The 20,256-nt window shown below is 55.2% G+C and carries 14 protein-coding genes; 1 reads left to right on the top strand and 13 read right to left on the bottom strand.

All coding sequences use genetic code 11. The annotated features are described in order from the left end of the window. Positions 1 to 75 precede the first annotated feature (75 nt). The 5 genes from K3729_02285 to K3729_02265 all read right to left on the bottom strand — a co-directional run bounded on the left by K3729_02285 (position 76) and on the right by K3729_02265 (position 4,180). Entirely contained in the window at positions 76 to 870 is a 795-nt protein-coding gene (locus K3729_02285; protein UWQ99647.1) for a S49 family peptidase, read from the bottom strand. Positions 871 to 910: 40 nt separating this feature from the next. Further along, positions 911 to 1,672: an ABC transporter permease gene (locus K3729_02280; protein UWQ99646.1), complete on the bottom strand. Its 762-nt coding sequence runs from the start codon at positions 1,670 to 1,672 to the stop codon at positions 911 to 913. Beyond that, positions 1,669 to 2,589 (bottom strand): ABC transporter ATP-binding protein, encoded by a 921-nt coding sequence (locus K3729_02275; GenBank protein ID UWQ99645.1) that lies wholly within the window; start codon positions 2,587 to 2,589, stop codon positions 1,669 to 1,671. The genes K3729_02280 and K3729_02275 overlap by 4 nt, the downstream gene beginning before the upstream one ends. Positions 2,590 to 2,670: 81 nt before the next feature. Further along, entirely contained in the window at positions 2,671 to 3,795 is a 1,125-nt protein-coding gene (locus K3729_02270; GenBank protein ID UWQ99644.1) for a M56 family metallopeptidase, read from the bottom strand. Further along, positions 3,785 to 4,180 carry a BlaI/MecI/CopY family transcriptional regulator gene (locus K3729_02265; GenBank protein ID UWQ99643.1) on the bottom strand — a complete coding sequence of 132 codons (396 nt, stop codon included), beginning with the start codon at positions 4,178 to 4,180 and terminating at the stop codon, positions 3,785 to 3,787. The genes K3729_02270 and K3729_02265 overlap by 11 nt, the downstream gene beginning before the upstream one ends. Before the next feature lie 144 nt (positions 4,181 to 4,324). Between K3729_02265 and K3729_02260 the strand changes: the two genes are divergently transcribed. After that, positions 4,325 to 4,816, top strand: coding sequence for a hypothetical protein (locus K3729_02260; protein ID UWQ99642.1), 492 nt, complete (start codon positions 4,325 to 4,327; stop codon positions 4,814 to 4,816). Positions 4,817 to 4,945: 129 nt separating this feature from the next. Here the strand turns inward: K3729_02260 and K3729_02255 are convergent, their stop codons facing one another. The 8 genes from K3729_02255 to K3729_02220 all read right to left on the bottom strand — a co-directional run bounded on the left by K3729_02255 (position 4,946) and on the right by K3729_02220 (position 20,004). After that, positions 4,946 to 5,224 (bottom strand): DUF2160 domain-containing protein, encoded by a 279-nt coding sequence (locus K3729_02255; GenBank protein UWQ99641.1) that lies wholly within the window; start codon positions 5,222 to 5,224, stop codon positions 4,946 to 4,948. Between the two features lies 1 nt (position 5,225). Continuing rightward, positions 5,226 to 6,023 (bottom strand): carbohydrate ABC transporter permease, encoded by a 798-nt coding sequence (locus K3729_02250; GenBank protein UWQ99640.1) that lies wholly within the window; start codon positions 6,021 to 6,023, stop codon positions 5,226 to 5,228. After that, positions 6,020 to 6,883 (bottom strand): sugar ABC transporter permease, encoded by an 864-nt coding sequence (locus K3729_02245; GenBank protein UWQ99639.1) that lies wholly within the window; start codon positions 6,881 to 6,883, stop codon positions 6,020 to 6,022. Before K3729_02245 ends, K3729_02250 begins: the two co-directional genes overlap by 4 nt. Next, the gene (locus K3729_02240) at positions 6,880 to 7,956 is read right to left on the bottom strand and encodes an ABC transporter ATP-binding protein (GenBank protein UWQ99638.1); all 1,077 of its coding nucleotides are present in this window, start codon (positions 7,954 to 7,956) and stop codon (positions 6,880 to 6,882) included. Before K3729_02240 ends, K3729_02245 begins: the two co-directional genes overlap by 4 nt. Further along, positions 7,956 to 9,020 carry an ABC transporter ATP-binding protein gene (locus tag K3729_02235; protein ID UWQ99637.1) on the bottom strand — a complete coding sequence of 355 codons (1,065 nt, stop codon included), beginning with the start codon at positions 9,018 to 9,020 and terminating at the stop codon, positions 7,956 to 7,958. The genes K3729_02240 and K3729_02235 overlap by 1 nt, the downstream gene beginning before the upstream one ends. Positions 9,021 to 9,109: 89 nt before the next feature. Beyond that, complete coding sequence (locus K3729_02230) at positions 9,110 to 10,846, bottom strand: ABC transporter substrate-binding protein (GenBank protein ID UWQ99636.1); 1,737 nt, start codon at positions 10,844 to 10,846, stop codon at positions 9,110 to 9,112. Positions 10,847 to 11,134: 288 nt separating this feature from the next. Beyond that, positions 11,135 to 11,803, bottom strand: a complete 669-nt coding sequence (locus K3729_02225) for a hypothetical protein (protein UWQ99635.1) — start codon at positions 11,801 to 11,803, stop codon at positions 11,135 to 11,137. A gap of 140 nt (positions 11,804 to 11,943) precedes the next feature. Continuing rightward, a complete protein-coding gene (locus tag K3729_02220) occupies positions 11,944 to 20,004 on the bottom strand; it encodes a tandem-95 repeat protein (GenBank protein ID UWQ99634.1) in 8,061 nt (2,686 codons plus the stop codon). Positions 20,005 to 20,256: the final 252 nt, after the last annotated feature.

Below are 20,256 nucleotides of genomic sequence, written 5' to 3'. Positions count from 1 at the left end.
CGGAAACCGCCATTTTCCGAACATGGCTAACACAGCCATGAAAGCAAGAAAGAGGAGAATAATTTTAAAAATCACTCAGAGGCCAAATCGTGCAAATGCTGCCCGATCCTCTGCCAAGTAAACGGCGTCTTGCATCATCGACATGCCAAACCGTGACAACAGCGATTTCTTTTCGCCGTATTTGCGGAACCGGACTTTTTCGCCAAAACGGTCCTTCATCACAGGTACCAGATGGCCAAGTCCATCAACCAGCCCTTCTTTGATCGCGTTCCGGCCAAAGTAGACTTCGCCCGTGAACAGGTCAGGATTGTCGGACAGTTTGTCGCCGCGCCGCGATTTAACGTAGCTGATGAAAATGCCATGCAATTCTTCCAGCCAGCCTTTCAACCGCGTGATATCTTCTTCTTTTTCAGGCTTGAACGGGTCCAGCATCGATTTGGATTTCCCAGCCGTATGTACCCGCCGTTCGATCCCGTAATTGCTGATCGCTTTGTCTAGCCCAAACCCGGCAGTGATTACACCGATAGATCCGGTCATCGAACTTTCATCGACAAAGATTTCATCCGCCGCGCAGGCAAGCCAATACCCACCAGACGCGGCCACATCTTCGACGAAGGCCACGACGGGCAAATCGTTTTCGTCAGCCAGCCTGCGAATACGTGCTGCGATCAACGACGATTGCGCAGGCGATCCGCCCGGACAATTGATCTGCAAAGCGACCGCTTTGGGTTTGCCTCTGGTAAAGGCTTTTTCCAACACTGGTGCGAGGCTGACGTCATCCAGACCGCGCCCGCCATTGGTGATCGCGCCTTGCAGGCGGACAACTGACACGACAGGTTCGGACTTCATAAAGGGGATAAAGCGTTTCATCCCCCTCAAATAGGCCGCGGCTGCCCGTCCAGCAAGGGCGTCACTGCCGAATGCGCCAACCTGTGCGGAATATCCACCAGATTGCGGTGACACAGGCCCCCGTAAAGACCGCAATCGCGATCAAACTGATGCCAACCGGCACGTCAGCCACACCAAAGAACGACCAACGGAAACCGGATATCAAGTAATGCACCGGGTTAAACAGCGTGATGGTCTGCCAAACTGGCGGCAGCATCGACGTCGAATAGAATGACCCGCCAAGGAAGACGAGCGGTGTGATAACCAATAGCGGGATCAGCTGAAGTTGTTCAAAGTTGCCCGCCCAAATGCCGATGATGAAACCCAGCAGCGCAAAACTGAGTGCTGTCAGGAACAAGAACGCCAGCATCGCAAGCGGATGGGCGATGGTGATATCAACGAACAGGTAGGACGTGCCCAGAATAATCATCCCGATAATCAACGCCTTCGTCGCCGCCGCCCCAACATAGCCGATAGTGATCTCTAGGAAGTTCACAGGCGCGGACAATAGTTCGTAGATCGTCCCGATGAATTTGGGGAAATAGATGCCGAACGACGCGTTTGACGTGGCTTGGGTCATCACGGTCAACATGATCAGGCCAGGAACGATAAACGCGCCGTATGGCACGCCTTCGACGTTTTCCATGCGGCTACCGATGGCTGCGCCAAAAACAACGAAATAAAGTGCCGTCGAAATGACTGGCGAAATCAACGATTGGGTCAACGTCCGAAAGAACCGCGCCATTTCGAAGCGGTAGATCGACTGGATAGCTATCAGGTTCATGCGTCTTCCTTCAAAAGACCAACAAAGATGTCTTCAAGACTGCTTTGTTCGGTCTGAATATCTACCATCTGAATACCCGCTTTTTGCAGATCATTCAGAAGCGTGGTGATGCCGGTGCGTTCACCTTTGGTGTCGTAGGTGTAAGTGAGTGTCGTCCCGTCTGCCTCTAGCGCGTAACCGGCCAAGGCTGCTGGAACCGATGGTACTGGTTCAGACACTTCGATCTTCAACTGCTTTTGCCCCATCTGGGCCATCAAGTCGGCCTTATCCTGGACCAATAGGATTTCGCCCTTTGCGATCACACCAACACGGTCTGCAATAGCTTCCGCTTCTTCGATGTAGTGGGTCGTTAGAATTATCGTGACGCCGCTTTGCTTTAGCTTCGCGACCACGTCCCACATGTCCTTGCGCAGCTCGACGTCCACGCCTGCGGTTGGTTCATCCAAGAACAAGACACGCGGTTCATGCGCCAACGCTTTGGCAATCAACACGCGGCGCTTCATACCGCCAGACAACATCATGATCTTGTTGTCCTTCTTATCGAACAAAGACAGATCTTTCAGAATTTGTTCGATATACGCGTCGTTACGCGGCTTGCCGAACAAACCACGCGTAAAGCGCACCGTGCTCATGACCGTTTCGAACGGTTCAAGATTGATCTCTTGCGGAACCAAACCGATCAGATCGCGCGCTTTGCGAAAATCGGTCTGTGTATCGTGACCGCCAACCGCAACAGACCCGGATGTTGGAACCGTAATCCCGCAAATCGTTGAAATCAGTGTGGTTTTACCGGCCCCGTTTGGCCCGAGAAGTGCGAGAATTTCGCCTTCTTCAATTTCAAGCGACACGCCTTTCAGCGCCTCAAACCCGCCGGCATAGGCTTTGCGCAAATCGCGCACGGAAACAATGGATGACATGAAGCGCCCCTGTATGGTGTTAGGTGGATCCTAATGTCGCATCATCCAAAGGAAAAGAGCTCCGGCCGCACAGACATATGTTCACGGACTAACAGTGCGACTATTCAACCGTTCAAGGTTCACGATTGTCGACAACATCAGCCTGTCATGGCTCCAGTCATTAACAGGGCGCAGCGCAATCGTCGCGCAAACCACAACAGCGAACAGCGACAACATCAGCACAGACCCCATATGTCGGGTATTCTGCGGGTGTTCGTCATCAAGCACGGACATAATGCGCGTTTTCAGAAAGCTTTCCGTGTGGCTCGCGTTTGCCCGTTTGTCGATCTGCACGAAGGGCACGCTTGGCGTGATGATCTGGTTAGTGCGGTCGCCCATGAGGCTGGTCTGACAGACACGCAATAGACATTCACAATAATCGCGGATCGGATGCGTGTTGCGGCCCAAGACCTGTTGATCGCAGGCCAGTTCGCGGATGCGTTCCACATCGCGTTTGCAATACGCAAAGGCAGGGTTCCAAAAGAAGAACGGGCGGACCAATTCCAACGCGATTTCCCACGTCAGATCGCGTTGGCGCACATGCTGGATTTCATGGCTGACAGCGATGCGAACATCATTACTTTGGGCCAGCAAGCCGGTTGGCAGCACGATGTAATGACGGAACAGGCCACGTGTCGAGAACGGCACACAAGTTTCATGGGTAAAACGGACATCAATCCGACCAATGCGGCGCAAGACATAGCTGCGACGGATCATCCCCATCAGCTGCACCGTGTCACGGGCATTGCGGACGACGATGATTGCAAAACCTGCGGACAAACTGCCAAGCACGACATAGCCAAGCCAGCTTGTCATCGATGCGATCTCATGGGTCAGTTCGGTCCGGATCATCAACAGATGCTCGAACTTCGACGGGGTCATCGCGATGTTGCCGTGCAAATATTGGGAAATAAGGAAGTCGGACACGCTAATGCCGGTTGGCCCAGACAGCCAGCCCAGCCGCTGGCCCATATCCATGCCGTAAATCACAATCGGGGATACGACGACCATCGCGATCAACCCGTAAAGCAGATGAAGCTGTGTCAAATACGCCGTTTTCAAAGGCGTTCGTGCGATCAGGCGTTTGGCAAAGAACCAGACCGCGGCCACGGTCAGTAGAACGATATTCGTGTCAATATAAACGCTTAGCAGATGTTCAGGGGTCATTATCAGTCAATCTCCTGTCCAATAACGCCCGTATTTCTTCCAATGCTGCTTCAGACATGCCTTTGTCATTCACCAAACGCGCAACCATCGACGCCGGTGTCCCATCGAACAGCTTGTTCGACAGGTCTTGGAGCGTTTTTGTCTGGTAGGCATCTTTGGCCAAGGCCGGTTTATAAACGAAAGTTTTGCCCTGCTTTTCGCTTGTGACAAATTCCTTCTGTTCCATAATCCGCAGGATCGTGGCGGCGGATGTGTAAGCAAGGTCGCGGTCCGGCGCCAATTGGGCCAGCACATCGCGCACTGTTCCTTCACCAAGCGCCCAAAGTTCAGTCATGAACTCTAGCTCGACCTCAGTCAGAAACTCGCTCTTTTTCTTTTGCCGCATGGGTGATCCCGCTCTTGTCTGGTTTGCTCTCTCCCTTGAGGCATTAAATACTAAGACTTTCGTATCACCAAGTTTTTTGTGAGCTACCCAACAACTTTGCACCATCGCACGGTAGCTGCGGTTCGGGCCCTAAGGCGTTGCGTTATGCAACGACGCCCCAAGTGGCGAGCATCTTCAGGCCAAACCGATAACAGCACAAAGGTCGGCAATGCGGACTTTGCTGCCCTTAGGCTAGACCGACTAATTGCATTTCTTGGTTCGGTTCCGTACGAAGTACTAATGATGAAATATTCGATCATCGTTGTGTTCTTCGCAATGGCTGTACTTCTTGCATATCAAGCAGTCGAGATTTCTGTACTAAAGCAAAATGCAAAGCGCCAGAGTTCATTTCTGCAACTTTACTCTCTGGCGGCAGCTCATGGATGTGCATCAAAACAGTCATTTGAAGCTGCGATAATCTCACTGGACATCCAACATCATCTAACCGGCGAAGGTGCTAATAAGGCTTTGCCGAGCAACGTTCCACCGGGGACGACCAGCGCGATAATGGCCATTATTAAACCTGGCCCATTCTCTATCCCCAACCAGTTCACTACAATCGCGTTCAATCAGAATGGTTGCCTCATCAACCGCTGAGCGCGGTCTAGGTGCTGGCGAGTCAGGGCTCCAAGCCGTCATTCGCTGCATACGACACGATCGCCCGGCTTTCGTCTTTCTCTTAACCCGCAACCCATACGTCAAAGCTGTTTGTCGTCCATCTCTGCATCAAACCTTCCAGAAACAGAACACGCCCCATGCGATGCTGATCGCGAGCGGCCCCCAGAGCGGCATGCCGAAAAAGAACAGCCATGCGAGAAAGATATAGGCGGTTCCGAGCAGGGACAGGAACAACCTGTCACCCCGTGTTGTCGTCAGCCCCAGCGCCCCTTTGCGTTCTGACGTGCCGGGGTAGCGGATTTCGATGAAGGTGATCACGCCCATTGTGCTGAACAACCCGATAAAGAACAGTGCCGTTGGCCACGTCCATGCCATCCAAGTCAACATATCAAACTCTCCCGAGGGCAAAGCCCTTCGCAATGTAGTTGCGCACAAAATAGATCACGATGGCGCCCGGAATAATGGTGAGCGTACCAGCCGCGGCCAACAGTCCAAGCTCGTACCCCGCAGAGGACGCCGTTTTCGTCATTGTTGCAGCGATTGGTTTCGCGTCCACCGCCGTCAAGGTTTTCGCCAGCAGCAGTTCCACCCACGAGAACATGAAGCAGAAGAACGCCGCGACCCCAACACCCGCTTTGATTGACGGCAAGAAGATCGTCATGAAAAAGCGCGGGAAGGAGTAGCCATCGACATAGGCGGTTTCGTCCAGCTCTTTCGGGACGCCGCCCATGAAGCCTTCCAAAATCCACACCGCCAGCGGGATGTTGAACAAGCAATGCGCCAAAGCTACGGCAAGGTGGGTGTCGAATAATTCGACCGCAGAATATAGCTGGAAGAACGGCAAGGCGAAGACCGCAGCCGGCGCCATCCGATTGGTCAGCAACCAGAAGAACAATGTCTTATCGCCCAAGAACCGATACCGGCTGAATGCATAGGCCGCAGGCAGGGCCACCGCGATGGAGATTACCGTGTTCAGTGACACATAGATAATCGAGTTGATGTAGCCCCAGTACCACGTCGGATCGGTGAAGATCGTCGTGTAGTTCTCCACCGTGAACGTCTGCGGGAACAGGCTGAACCCCGCGAGGATTTCGTTCGTGGTTTTGAATGACATCGCCACCAGCCAGTAGATCGGCAACAGCAGAAACAAGATGTAGATAATCGGGATCAGATTACGCTTTTTCATGGCGCGTCATCCTTCGTCATAAGTGTGTAGAATAACCAGCTGACCAGCAGCGTGACCGCGAAATAGATCAGTGACATGGCAGCCGCCGGACCAAGGTCAAACTGACCAAGTGCGATTTTCACCAGATCAATCGACAGGAATGTGGTCGAATTACCGGGCCCACCACCGGTCATCACGAAGACCTCTGTGTAGATGTTAAAGCTGTCCATAAACCGCAGCAGGATCGCGATGGTCAGGACCTGTTTCATCTTCGGCAATTGAATGTAGCGGAACACCTTGAAGGGCGATGCGCCGTCAATTTTGGCCGCTTGGTAATAGGCGTCCGGGATCGACACGAGGCCTGCGTAAGATAGCAAGACAACCAGCGACGTCCAGTGCCACACATCCATCGTGATAATCGTGGCCCACGCTGCAAGCGGGCTTTGCGTCATGTCATAGTCAATGCCAAGCGTCGTGTTCATGAAATAGCCAAGCAAGCCGATGTCAGGCAGCGCAAAGATGTTCCACATCGCGCCAACCACGTTCCACGGGATCAACATCGGTAGTGCCATAAGGACAAGACAAACCGGCACCCACATGCCTTGGCGCGGCATGGACAGGGCGATGATGATGCCTAGCGGGACCTCGATCGCGAGGATAATGCCCGTGAACAGGAACTGGCGCCCTAATGCCGCGTGAAAGCGTTCGGAATGCAGCAATTCTTCGAACCAACGCAGGCCTTCCCAGAAGAAGACGTTGTTACCGAATGTTTCTTGGACCGAATAATTTACCACGGTCATCATCGGGATCAGGGCGTTGAAGGCGACCAGCAGTAGGACTGGCAGCACGAAGAACCACGCCTTTTGGGATTCGGTTTTCATGGGTTTTTCCCCGTCGTGGCAAGCCAGCCGTCACGGTAAAGTCGCGTCTGGTTTTGTTGGAATTGCAGGTGCACAGCGGCGCCTTTTTCGGGAACAGCGCCTTCGGTCACGGCTTTCACGGCTGTATCGCCGATCATCGCCTCAACAACGCTATGCCGTCCAATGTCGGACACTTTGCGCACCGTTGCAGGCAGGCCCGTATCGCCAAGCGTCACAAACTCTGGCCGCACGCCGATCTGCGGTGTGCCCGCATTTGTATTGATTGTGCCTTCCAGACCCACATGATGACCCTGCAAGAACGCGCCGCCATCGCGGACCTCTGCATCCAGAACATTCATTCCGGGCGATCCGATGAAGTGGCCAACAAAGGTATGTGCTGGCCGTTCAAACAGCTCAACCGGCGTGCCGATCTGCACAATCTCGCCGTCCTGCATCACGACCACTTGGTCGGCGAAGGTCAACGCTTCGGTTTGGTCATGCGTCACGTAGATCATCGTCGCGCGCACTTTTTGGTGCAGCTCTTTCAACTTGCTCCGCAGCTTCCATTTCAGATGCGGGTCGATGACAGTCAGCGGTTCGTCGAACATCACCACATTGACATCGTCCCGCACCAATCCCCGTCCCATGGAGATCTTTTGTTTGTTGTCAGGCGACAGACCAGCCGCCTTCGCCCCTAGCATTTCCGTGACTTCCAACATCTCTGCAATCTCGGTCACGCGTTGCTTCACGCGGTCCTCGGCAACACCGCGATTGCGCAGCGGGAAGGCAAGGTTATCGTAAACAGTCATCGTGTCGTAGATCACCGGAAACTGAAATACCTGCGCGATATTGCGTTGATCAGGCGGCAACGCGGTCACGTCTTTGCCGTCGAACAGGATCTGCCCTTCGGACGGTTCCAACAGGCCAGAAATGATGTTGAGCAACGTAGATTTGCCACAACCAGACGGACCAAGCAGGGCGTAAGCACCGCCATCGGACCAATCCAGATCAATCTCTTTCAAGGCATAATCAGCAGGGGATTTCGGGTTGGGCATGTAGCTATGCCGCAGTTTAGATAGTGTAATCTTGGCCATCAGACGGATTCCCCTATGACAAGCGACCCGTCAGGCGCGAAGTAAAAGCAGGCGGTCGGATCAAGGTAGAATGGATGATCTTCGCCGATCTCATAGGGGTGGACGCCATGTGCCAGCGACACCCAATCCGCCCCCGGCATCGCGAAATGCGCAGAACTTTCCGAGCCGGACAATTCCGTCACAAGCACCTTACCGGACAGCGCGACGGTATTCTGGGCGCTAGCCACAGGTGTGACGTGATGCGGACGGACAGCCATCGTGTAGGTGCCATCGACCAACCCATTTGCGGCTTGCCAAGTCGCGTCGCCCATCGAAACAGTATCGCCCAATTTCTTCACCACGGCCGTGTTGATCGGCGGGTCAGAGAATACAGAAGCGGCCATCAGCGATCCGGGCGTGCGATAGATCTCGGCAGTCTTGCCGAACTGGACGACGTTTCCGTCGTCCATCAATCCGGTGTAGCCGCCCAGCAGCAATGCCTCTTCTGGTTCGGATGTTGCGTAAACCACGACCGCGCCGCGACCTGCGAAAAGTTCGGGGAGCTGTTCGCGTAATTCTTCACGCAGTTTGTAATCAAGGTTCGCTAGCGGTTCGTCCAGAAACACTGCGCGGCTTTCCTTTGCAATCGCACGGGCCAACGCGGTGCGTTGTTGCTGCCCACCGGACAATTCATGTGGCCTGCGATGCAGCATCGGGCGCAATTGCAGAATATCTGCGGCTTCTTCCACGCGACCCTGAATTTCCGACTTCGCCATCCCAGCCACTTTCAGCGGCGAGGCGATGTTGTCGTACACGGTCATGTGCGGGTAATTTACAAAGAACTGATGGACGAGACTGATGTTACGCTTTTGCGTCGTCAGCTTGGTCACGTCTTGGCCTTCCATGATGATCTGGCCACTGGCAATCGGATCAAGTCCGGCCATCATTTTGATCAGTGACGTTTTGCCCGATCCGGTCTTCCCAAGCAGGACATTGAAATGGCCTGTCTCAAGCGTCAAAGTCGTTGGTTTGATATGGGTCTGCCCACCAACCACTTTGGAAATATCATTTACTTGGAGTGTCATAACGGCCCTTGCCGGTCAGATGTGTCGTAAGTGCTGGGGCCCCAATGAAAAGGCCCCAGCGTGCGTTAGGCAGATGCCCAACAGGGAGGTTACTGTGCCGCCCAGCGAGCAACGAGTTCGTCGTAGTTGACGGTTTCACCCTGCGGTTTCTCGTTCTCAAGCGGTGGCTTTGCGCCGCCGTTTGCGTACCAGTATTCCGCAGTTTGTTCGTCGTTCAGACGTGGACCACATCCGCCGTAAACATTGGCGGCTTCATCAGCTGCCTGCATACGACCCATGGTGATGTCCATTTCTTCGGCCAGACGATCCATGGCTTCTTGCGGTGTAAACGCGCCAGAATTCACGTCACCAATCTGCTGCCACCAAATCTGCGCGAGCTTTGGATAGTCAGGCACGTTGATGCCGGTTGGGGACCAAGCCACACGATCCGGAGAACGGTAGAATTCAACCAAACCACCCAACTGTGGTGCACGTTCGCTAAAGCTTTCGTGGTTCACAGATGAATCGCGGATGAATGTCAGACCTACGTGGGATTTCTTCACGTCCACAGTCTTGGATGTGACGAACTGGGCATAAAGCCAAGCAGCCTGCGCACGATCAGACGGTGTAGAGTTCAGGAACGTCCAGCTGCCCACGTCTTGGTAGCCGACTTTCTGACCTTCTTCCCAGTATGGACCATGCGGGGATGGGGCCATACGCCAAAGCGGTGTGCCTTCTTCGTCCACCGTGTTGTTACCTGCGGATCGCGGGGCAACCATGTCGGCTGTGAACGCTGTGTACCAGAAGATCTGCTGGGCCACGTTGCCTTGGGCCAATGCTGGCAAAGACTGGTAGAAGTCATAAGACGCAGCACCCGGAGGCGCATATGCCCGCAGCCATTCGTCCCACTTACGGATCGCATAAACAGCTGCTGGGCCGTTCGCCGCACCACCACGTGTGACAGATGCACCCACTGGGTTACAGCTGCCCTCTTCCATGCGGATGCCCCATTCATCGATCGGCACACCGTTTGGTTCGCCCTTCGATCCGGCACCTGCCATAGACAGCCACGCATCCGTCATCCGCCAACCAAGGTCAGGCGCACGTTTGCCGTAATCCATGTGACCATAGATTGCGACACCGTCGATTTCTTTCACGTCGTTGCTAAAGAACTCGGCGATATCTTCGTAAGCGGACCAGTTGACTGGTACACCCAATGGGTAGCCATACTTTTCCTCAAACGCTGCTTGGTAATCAGCATTGTCAAACCAGTCTTTGCGGAACCAATACAGGTTCGCAAACTGCTGATCCGGCAACTGATACAGATTGCCATCCGGACCAGTGGTGAACTGGCTGCCCATGAAGTCAGGCAAATCAAGCGTCGGGGACGTTGTCGCCGCCCAGTCACCCGCCATTTGTTCCGTCAGGTTATAGGCCTGCTGCAAACGGGAATGTGTGCCGATCAAATCGGAATCGTTGACGTAACCGTCATACAGGTTCCGGTTCGTTTGCATCTGGGTTTGCACGGCCTGAACGACCTCGCCCTCACCCAAAATTTGGTGGTTTACCTTGATGCCCGTGATTTCCTCGAACGCCTTTGTCAGGACTTCGCTTTCGTAGGAATGTGTCGGGATGCCTTCGGACAGGACGTTGATTTCCATGCCAGAAAACGGTTCTGCAGCGTTAATAAACCACTGCATTTCGGCCATCTGATCGTCTTTGGACAATGTGGATGGCTGGAATTCTTGATCAATCCAACGTTGTGCTGCGGCTTCATCAGCCAAAGCGCTATTGGACCCCGCAACCACGGCTGAAACCGCAACTGCGGAGAGCAGATACTTACGCATCTTTTCTCCTCCCTAAAGATGTTATGAGCCGGATTTCGCCGACACCCTACTGTCGTCGCGACGGGCGTGTTTTGTCAAACTAAAATATTAGTAGTTGATGATATTTCTTTTAAGACACTGTTTTATATTATTTATTCCGGTGTGATTGGGGTGATAATCTTATCAAAAACAGCACAGCGCCCTCAGTATGAAGAAGCAATAACTGGCCTAACCACGCCGTTTTGTCGCGAACAATGACCCAGTTTATGTGTCATTCTCCAGCCAATTACTTTAGGTCACCGCGCAGAATTATTCAGCAAACACAACAGCCCCTAGGTTGAATTGTAATCTTGACCCACGCGCAAATAGCGAACCCTGTCCAACAAATTCACCCGTCTCGGCGACCAGACTCTGCAGGCTTCCACTCACATCAAATGTCTCTGTGCCGCTGAGGCGCGCATCAAATGCGGCGCCAGGAATATCCACAGTCCCGGACACATCGACATCAATCCTCGACCCGCGCAGTTCCCCGCCAGATAGGTCCAATTCACCAGACAATCGCGTCAGCGCTGTCGCGTCACCGATCGGAGTGTAGCCGTCTGCGGGGTCGGCGCGTAGGATCGCAACGACGTCTTCATTTTCGGGGATAAGCACAAGATCACGCACATCACCCGAGAGATCACCACCGTTTGTGAAGGTCACATCAATCTGCGCCCGCCCGACCAACGCATCAGACGACCCGTTCGGGACCGCCAGCATATACCCGTCATAAGACGCCGATCCTTGCGCTTCCAACGCCGCTTGATCAAGCGCCATGAAACCATCTGCGGCAAACCTGAAATAAGCGTCACCCGCAGCGTTGACGTCCTGAATGCTGATCGGGCCAGAGGTAGATAAAACACCCGATCCCGACGATCCGCCACATGCAGCGAGAACAGTCAGACATCCCAGTGCGGCGTAGGTACGAAATATTGTCATGATGAACACCCCAAAGCAGAACAGGCGTTCATCTTAGGAAAATCTTACTTAACGTATGGTTAACATCACTTCCCACGTGCCAACGCCCGCTGTTTTTTTGTATCCAGCGGGCGTTGTTTTTGTGTTTTTTGTTTTTGCGCTTATTTGAGCAGGAGTTTTGCTTCGTGTTTTTTGAGCGCTTTGCGTGCTGACTGGTAGTTTTCCAGGCCGGTTTTGGACTGCAGTTCAGGGAAGAGATCGAAGATTTCGTTCCGCTGGCTGTTGCCGATACCTTTCAAGGAATAGTCCCCTGGCTGGAAGCTTTCCGTCCATGCCCCGTTTGACAGCACCACTTCGTGCCGCTCAAACATGAAGTGCACGTAAGTTGTCTGCATCACGTTGACCGTGTGGATGCCTTCCGCGCCGACCATGTGCTTGGCTGCAGCCAGCACTTCGCTTTCTTCGAAGTACAGCTGCGTTTTGTCTGACGACACAAGCACGCGGTGGTTTGGTGACACCATCATGTCACGTTCCGGCAGACCGTGGCCCAGTGCCCCTGCCTTGATCAGAACAGGCTGCAGGTGCGGGTTTTGCACCAGCTGCTGGCCTGACATCGGCTTGTGGCCCATCCATGCGATTTCCTGGATGCCATTGTCGCGGGTGATGATCCGGTCGCCGACTTGCAGTTCTTCGACCAGACGCTCGCCTTTTGGTGTCGCGATCAATGTGCCCGGTGTGAAGCACGGGATGACGTTTTCGATTTCCGAGAAGGTCATCGTGGACCCGTCGAGGAACGTCACCGTACCTGCTTCCGGGTCGCCGTCTACGTAATCGATCCGGTCAACGTTCGACCCAGTCAGGTCGAGGACATCGATGTCCTGGCCATCAGCGTCTTCGCCACCCGTGACCACATCACCGCCGTTACCGCCGAAGAATGTGTCCGAGCCTGTGCCACCGGACAGGTCATCAACACCCTCACCACCGTAGATCAGGTCTTCACCCTCACCACCGTCGATCGTGTCGTTGCCCAGACCACCTTCGAGGTCGTCGTTGCCGGCACCGCCAAAGATCGTGTCTTCGCCAGTTCCGCCATCGATGCTGTCGTTGCCCTGACCACCGATCAAAACATCGTCGCCGTCGCCGCCAACCAGAAGGTCGTCGTCCACGCCGCCGTCCAGCACGTCGTTGCCAGCGCCACCAAACAGCGTGTCATCGTCGTCTTGGCCGAAGATCGTATCGTTGCCGTCACCGCCAAAGATCGTGTCCCCGTTGTTCTCAGGAACAAGATCCTGGAAGCCCGCGGCGTCCGGTTCGTCATCCGGGAAGCTGACCGCATCGGCCAGTGGATCTTCGAGACCACCGTAGATGGTGTCGTCGCCCGCACCGCCTTCGATCACGTCGTTGCCTTCGCCACCTTCGATGAAGTCATCGCCTGTGCCGCCGTCAACAGTATCGTCGTCAAAGCCTGCGTTGATCGTGTCGTTGCCGGACCCACCGATGATGCTGTCGTCGTCATCACCTGTGTTGATGATGTCGTTGCCAGCCCCGCCGTCGACAAAGTCTTTGTCGTCGTTTGGATCCTCGTCCGCATCATAGCCCGGGAACACAAGACCCGGGATCGTCGCAGATGGCTGCTCCGGATAGCCCACGTCTGGCGCTTCATCCCCTTGGGTCGAGCCCACGTTGATGATGTCGTCGCCGTCGCCTGCATCGACTGTGTCGCTGCCTTCACGGTCTTCGATCACATCGTTGCCTGCACCGCCAAAGAACGTGTCGTCGCCAAGGCCGCCGTGCAATTCATCGTCGCCAGTTTCACCGGCCACAGTATCATTGCCGGCACCACCGATGACGGTGTCATCATCCTGGCCTCCCCAGAGATCGTCGTCACCTGTGCCACCGAACAAGGTGTCTTCACCCTCAGAGCCTTCGATGATGTCATTGCCTGACCCACCGCGCAGCTCATCGTCACCTGCACCGCCATTGATGTTGTCGTTGCCTGCACCACCCGCGATGGTGTCGTCACCATCCTGGCCGTTCAGCTGATCGTCGTCCGCACCACCGTTGATGGTGTCGTTGCCAAGACCACCGTTGATGGTGTCTTCGCCTTGACCGCCGAACAGGTTGTCGTCGCCTTGGTTGCCATTGATCGTGTCGTTGCCGTCACCGCCAAACACATCATCCGACCCGGCACCCGCCGAGATCACGTCATCGCCACCAAAGCCTTCGATCACGTCGTTGTCTGTGCCTTCGTCACCCGGCAAGATACCGTCGCCGGCATCAACGATGTCACCATCCGCATCCACATAAGGAATGTTCGGGTTGATCACATCGTTACCATCGGTGCCTTGGACTGTCCCGTCATTGATGCCGGTCACTGTGAAGGTCACGTTTGCCGTGTCTGTCGCACCGTTTTCATCAACGATCGTGTAGGTGACAGACGTGTCGCGTGTCGCCCCCAGACCCAGATCGTCAAAGTCGTCGCCTGCGTCAAAGTCCACAGTCCCGTCAGCGTTGATCGTGAATGTGCCGCCATTATCGCCCGCAACCACGTTGCCAACGTTGGCCGCGTCACCGTCAACCGCCACAACCGTCAGGGCGTCGCCTTCCGGATCGCTGTCCACACCGTTACCAGTGTCACCCGTAATGACGTTTCCGTCCACATCGCCCGCAGTCTCTGTCAAGGACACCACATAGGCGTTGTCTGTCGCATCAGGGCCGTCGTTCACGCCGTTCACTGTGATGGTCACAGTTTCCGTGGATGTCGCACCTGACGGGTCAGTCACGGTGTATGTGACAGTGGTCTCAGCAGTTTCACCCGGGGCAAGGTCTTCAAAGTCGCCGTTTGGATCAAAGCTGATGCTGCCATCTGGGTTGATTGTAACCAAGCCACCGTTTGAGCCGTCCACAGGTGTGCCAACAAGGGTTTCATCCCCGTTCACCGCACCAACCGTCAGCGGATCACCGTCCGGATCACTGTCGTTGTCCAGCACGTTGCCCAGATCGGTCACGTCGTCCTCATTAGCGTCAAACGTATCCGCGACTGCTGTTGGGCCGTCGTTTGTACCCGTCACTGTGACAGTCACTGTTGTGCTGTCTGTCGCACCGTTTTCATCCGTGACGGTGTAGGTCACTGTGGTGTCAGCGGTTTCGCCTGCACCCAGATCATCAAAGTCGCCGTTTGGATCGAAGCTGGCAGTGCCATCGGCGTTGATCGTGACCAGACCGCCGTTGTCACCTGCAACAGGTGCCCCGACAAGGGTCTCATCACCGTTGACCGCGCCAACCGTCAGGTCATCGCCTTCCGGATCGCTGTCGTTGCCCAAGACGTTGTCCAGATCGATGACAGTGTCCTGATCGGTTGTGTCCGTATCCGCCACAGCCACTGGCGCGTCATTTGTCCCCGTCACTGTGATCGTCACAGTTTCTGTGGATGTTGCACCGGATGGATCGGTCACAGTGTACGTGACCGTTGTTGTGGCCTCTTCACCCTCACCCAGATCGTCAAAGTCGCCATTCGGATCGAATGTAACCGTGCCGTCCGGATTGATCGTGACCAAGCCACCGTCAGAGCCGTCAACAGGTGTGCCAACAAGCGTTTCATCGCCGTTCACCGCACCCACTGTCAGCGGATCACCATCCGGATCAGAGTCGTTGTCCAGCACATTGCCGATCACGCCCGCAGGATCATCTTCACCCGCTGTCAGATCGTCCGCCACGGCCACAGGACCGTCGTTCGATCCAGTCACCGTAAAGGTCACAGTCGCTGTGTCTTCCAGACCGTTCTCGTCTGCGATGGTGTAAGTGATCGTTGTGGTCGCGTCTTCGCCCGCGCCCAGATCGTCAAACTCGCCGTTGGCATCAAAGTCCACAGACCCGTCTGCGTTCACAGTGAACAGACCACCATTGTCGCCAGCAACCGCGTTGCCCACGTTACCAGTCTGGTTGTCCACACGCACAACTGTCAGATCATCGCCTTCAGGATCGCTGTCCGCGCCTTCACCTGTATCGTCAGTGATCGCATTGGCATCCACATCGCCGGATGTTTCATCCTGCGAGACCACATAAGCGCTATCCACAGCATTTGGCGCATCATTCACGCCAGTCACTGTCACAGTCACCGTAGTGGTTGATGTGGCCCCTGATGGATCCGTCACAGTGTAAGTCACTGTGGTCTCGGCTGTTTCGCCTTCACCCAATGCTTCAAAGTCACCGTTTGGATCAAAGCTGGCTGTGCCATCCTCGTTGATCGTGACCAGACCGCCATTGTCGCCCGCTACAGGCGTGCCAACAAGTGCCTCATCGCCGTTCACCGCACCAACCGTCAGATCGTCGCCGTCAACGTCCGTGTCATTCCCCAGCACGTTGTCCAGATCGGTCACACCGTCTTCAGTCGCGTCACCCGTGTCAGCTACCGCAACAGGGTCATCGTTTGTACCCGTGACAGTGATCGTCACAGTCGCCGTATCAGTCGCACCGTTCTCGTCTGTCAGTGTGTAAGTCACTGTGGTGGTGGCTGTGTCGCCTTCACCCAATGCGTCAAACTCACCATTGGCATCAAAGTAGATGTTGCCGCCGTTGTTGATCGTCACCAGACCACCATTGTCGCCCGCAACAGTCACACCCTGGCCAAAGGCACCAAATGGATCTGTGATATCAGCGCTGTCTGTGCCGTTCGTCACAGACGTCACACGGATCGTGTCACCTTCAGGATCGCTGTCTTGGCCCGCACCTGTGTTGTCACCGATGACATTGCCAATCGCAGGGCTACCGTCTGCGTCTTGATCTTGTGTGTAAACATCCGCCGTCGCATCTGGCGCATCGTTTGTACCGGTCACTGTGATGGTCACAGTCGCCGTGTCGGTGCCGCCGTTGCCGTCATCAACCGTGTACGTCACTGTTGTTGTAGCTGTTTCACCTTCCCCAAGCGCCTCAAAGTCGCCGTTTGGATCAAAGGATGCAGTCCCGTCCGGGTTGATTGTGACAAGACCGCCGTCAGACCCTTCAACAGGTGTGCCGACAAGTGTCTCGTCCCCGTTCACAGCACCCACTGTCAGCGTGTCGCCCGCATTTGCGTCCGTGTCGTTGTCCAGCACGTTGCCCAGATCGGACACACCGTCTTCGGTTGCATCAACAACATCATCCAGCGCATCAGGGTCAAAGTTCGTGACCTCATCACCCACAATCTCTTCGATTTCGGTGAAGGAGATCGTCTCGCCTGTTGGGTTGCCATCGGCGTCCACAAACACAACCTGACCATCAAGGCCATTGCCGTTGCTATCAGGGATCGGGCTACCTGTGCCGTCCGGACCTGTCAGGATGAACGATCCCTGACCCGTCAGGTCAAGCACGTCGTTATCGTCGCCGCCTGCACCACCATCGACCACATCACCGGCACCGCCAATGATCGTATCCGCGTCGTCGCCGCCATAGATTTCATCTGCGCCAGTACCACCCGTGATGACATCGTCACCACCTTTGCCGTAGATCACATCATCGCCGGCGTCCCCGTTCAGAACGTCGTTGCCAGCCTCGGATGTGCCCTCGGATGCGGTTGTGAAGAAGTTGATGTCAGACACGTCAACGCGCTGATCTGTCGTCTCGCCGTTGTCGTAATCAATCTCGATCCGCGCAACAGGGCCTGCGATTTCAAACAGAACCGATCCGGCCTGTGCCGCTGGTGTCACGCCATCTGTGTGCTCAACACCACCCGTCACTGTGTTGCCGTTGATGATCTGCGCACCGGATTCAGCTGTGATCGTGACCGCAATCTCTTCGCCAGCCGCGTTATAGGCCCGCACTGTCACGATATCGATGTGGTCGTCCGCATCAGTCCCGTTATCAATGTCGTTGATCCGGAAAGACACGTCCTGCACTTCGTCGCCGTACGCTGCATCATTTGATGCAAAGCTCAGTGTCGTGGTGGACGTGTTATCAACACCGCCCTCGCCGCCCAGACCGTGCAGGTGCAAACCGGAGTTCGGATCAAACGCTTCGCCCGCTTCCACATACATCGCTGTGTTTTCAACGTCGGCTGTCGCACCTTCGTCTTCTTGCGCAAAACCGATCGTGACGTTCATGCCGTCAACCGCAACCGTCTGCGTCGCACCAAGGGCCGTGCCCGCTGGCAAAGCTTCGGTCCACTGCAGTGTCAGCTGATCAACGCGGCCCGTGGCCCCGTCTTCATCATCACCGCAGATCAGGTCATCGCCTGCGCCGCCGTTGATGGTGTCGTCGCCCGCACCGCCGTAAAGTTCGTCATTACCAGCCGCACCGGTATCGTCTTTATACAGCGCGTCGCCTTCGATCACGTCGTTGCCGGATCCGCCGTAAACTGTGTCGTCATTTGATCCGCCGGAAAGCGTGTCGTTGCCCGCGTCACCGTAAACCGTGTCCTGACCGTGGCCGCCGTAGACGCTATCGTCGCCTGTGCCGCCGTAAACAAGATCGTTATCCGCAGACGCCCACAGGTTATCATTGCCCGCATCGCCGTAGATCGTGTCGTTGCCGTAAGAGGCTTCAACCATGTCGTCGCCGTCGCCGCCGTAGAACACGTCGTTGCCGCGATCAGCACCGCCCAATACGTCGTTGCCCGCGCCGCCAAACTGGGTGTCGTCGCCGTCGTTGCCAAACAAACGGTCATCGCCGTCGCCACCTTCCAGCGTGTCGTTGCCGATACCGCCGTCAAGGTTGTCGTTGCCGCCATTGCCCAGCAGCACATCATCACCTGCGCCGCCCATCAGGACATCGTTGCCGTCAACACCGTCTGCAATCGCAGGGATTTCAAACGTGATGTCTGTGACTGCAACCGTGCCGGAATAATCCCGCTCCGGACCGTCATCCAGAACAATCCAAAGATGCTGGATCGGACCTGCAATGGTCACTTCAACATCCTGGCCGTTGTTATCTGCACCCGGGCCCGCAGCATTCGTCTGGGACCCAATAATCATGTTGCCGTTCACTGTGTGAACGCCCGTATCTTCGAACTGGACCTCAACAAGGTTGCCCTGTGCGTCCTTCGCCATAATCGTAATCTTATCAAGCGCATCCACGTCCAAAAGCGTGAACGATACGTTCGAGACTTCGGTGTCAAAATGCATGTCCGCTGTGGTCGGTTCTGTCACGTCCCACGCTTTGAGCATGCCGTTCTCGACGAACCATTCTTTGCCGCCCGCACTTTGTGGCGTGCCCACGCTGACGTTCACAGACTGGCCATCAACCGTCAGCGTCTGGTTGCCGTCAGATCCCAACTGATCCCAATCGATCAGGAATTCTGTCGTGCCTGCAGTATCCGCACCATCGCCAACGAGAATATCGTTGCCCGCGCCGCCCTTCAGAAGGTCATCGCCTGACCCGCCAAACAGCGTGTCCGTGCCCGCGTCCCCATACAGGTCGTCGTTGCCCGCATCACCGTAAAGCAGATCGTTGTTGTTCATCCCCTCAAGGATGTCGTCGCCATTGCCGCCAAACAGCACATCGTCGCCGTCCTGACCACACAGCGTATCATCACCGTCTTCGCCCATCAGCGTGTCGTGACCTGTGCCACCAAACACCAGATCATCACCGTTCCCGGCTTTGACCAGATCATCGCCAGCGCCCGCAACAATCAAATCGTCGTCGCCCACGTCGCCTGCCAAAATAGCATCGTTATTGTCCACACGGTCACCATCCGGGTCACCGTCGTAGTTCACGTCAATCACATCGTTGCCAGCCGTGCCTTCAACCGTGCCGTCCAGATCAGGACCAATGTCATCATAAACCAGATTATCAACAGCGCCCGACCCGTGCAGCTGCACGTCCATCGTATAAACGCCTTCAACATCAAACGTCGCAATGTACTGACCATTGTCACCCGTCGTCGGGATCTGACGTGTCGCAATCAGCTGACCATGTTCATTGTAGAAACGAACCGTCGCACCTTCTTCGTTATCAAGGAAAGTCAGAGACTTCAGATCAGCGCCATCCGCAAAACGGAACCGGAATGTCCCGCCAATCGCATCATCCGGATCGTGGCTGTCGCCATCCTCCGACACAATCAAAGCATTGCCCAAGTTCGACGTCGCAAGATCGTAATCACCACCCGTCGGGTTCGACGTGTCAAAAATCATCGCCCGATTTCCAACACCACCAGCCGTCCAAGCCTGAATAGTCACACCCGCAGACTGGTACTCATTATCAACAATCGTACCACCAGATAGATCATTAAAATCAATCGTCTTCGTCATAACTCATTCTCCTAAGGCTCTAATAAGCCGTACCATTCAACGCTTGTCGTAACGTCCAGCCACACCCTGACGACATAACTGCCATCAGCTACAATTCCATTCATCCGGATACACCCGTGAAACAGGCCACTACCACAGACACCATCATTCTTCGCATCCCTCAGATTCGAGGGATGCACGATTGCCCCAACAACCGTCAGCCTGCTGCCAAGCTTTCACCACTTTAGGTCACCATCCAAACGTCACCAAAGA

The organism is Rhodobacteraceae bacterium S2214, from assembly GCA_025141675.1.
GTDB lineage: Bacteria > Pseudomonadota > Alphaproteobacteria > Rhodobacterales > Rhodobacteraceae > Yoonia.
This window is presented reverse-complemented; position numbering and strand designations above follow the sequence as displayed.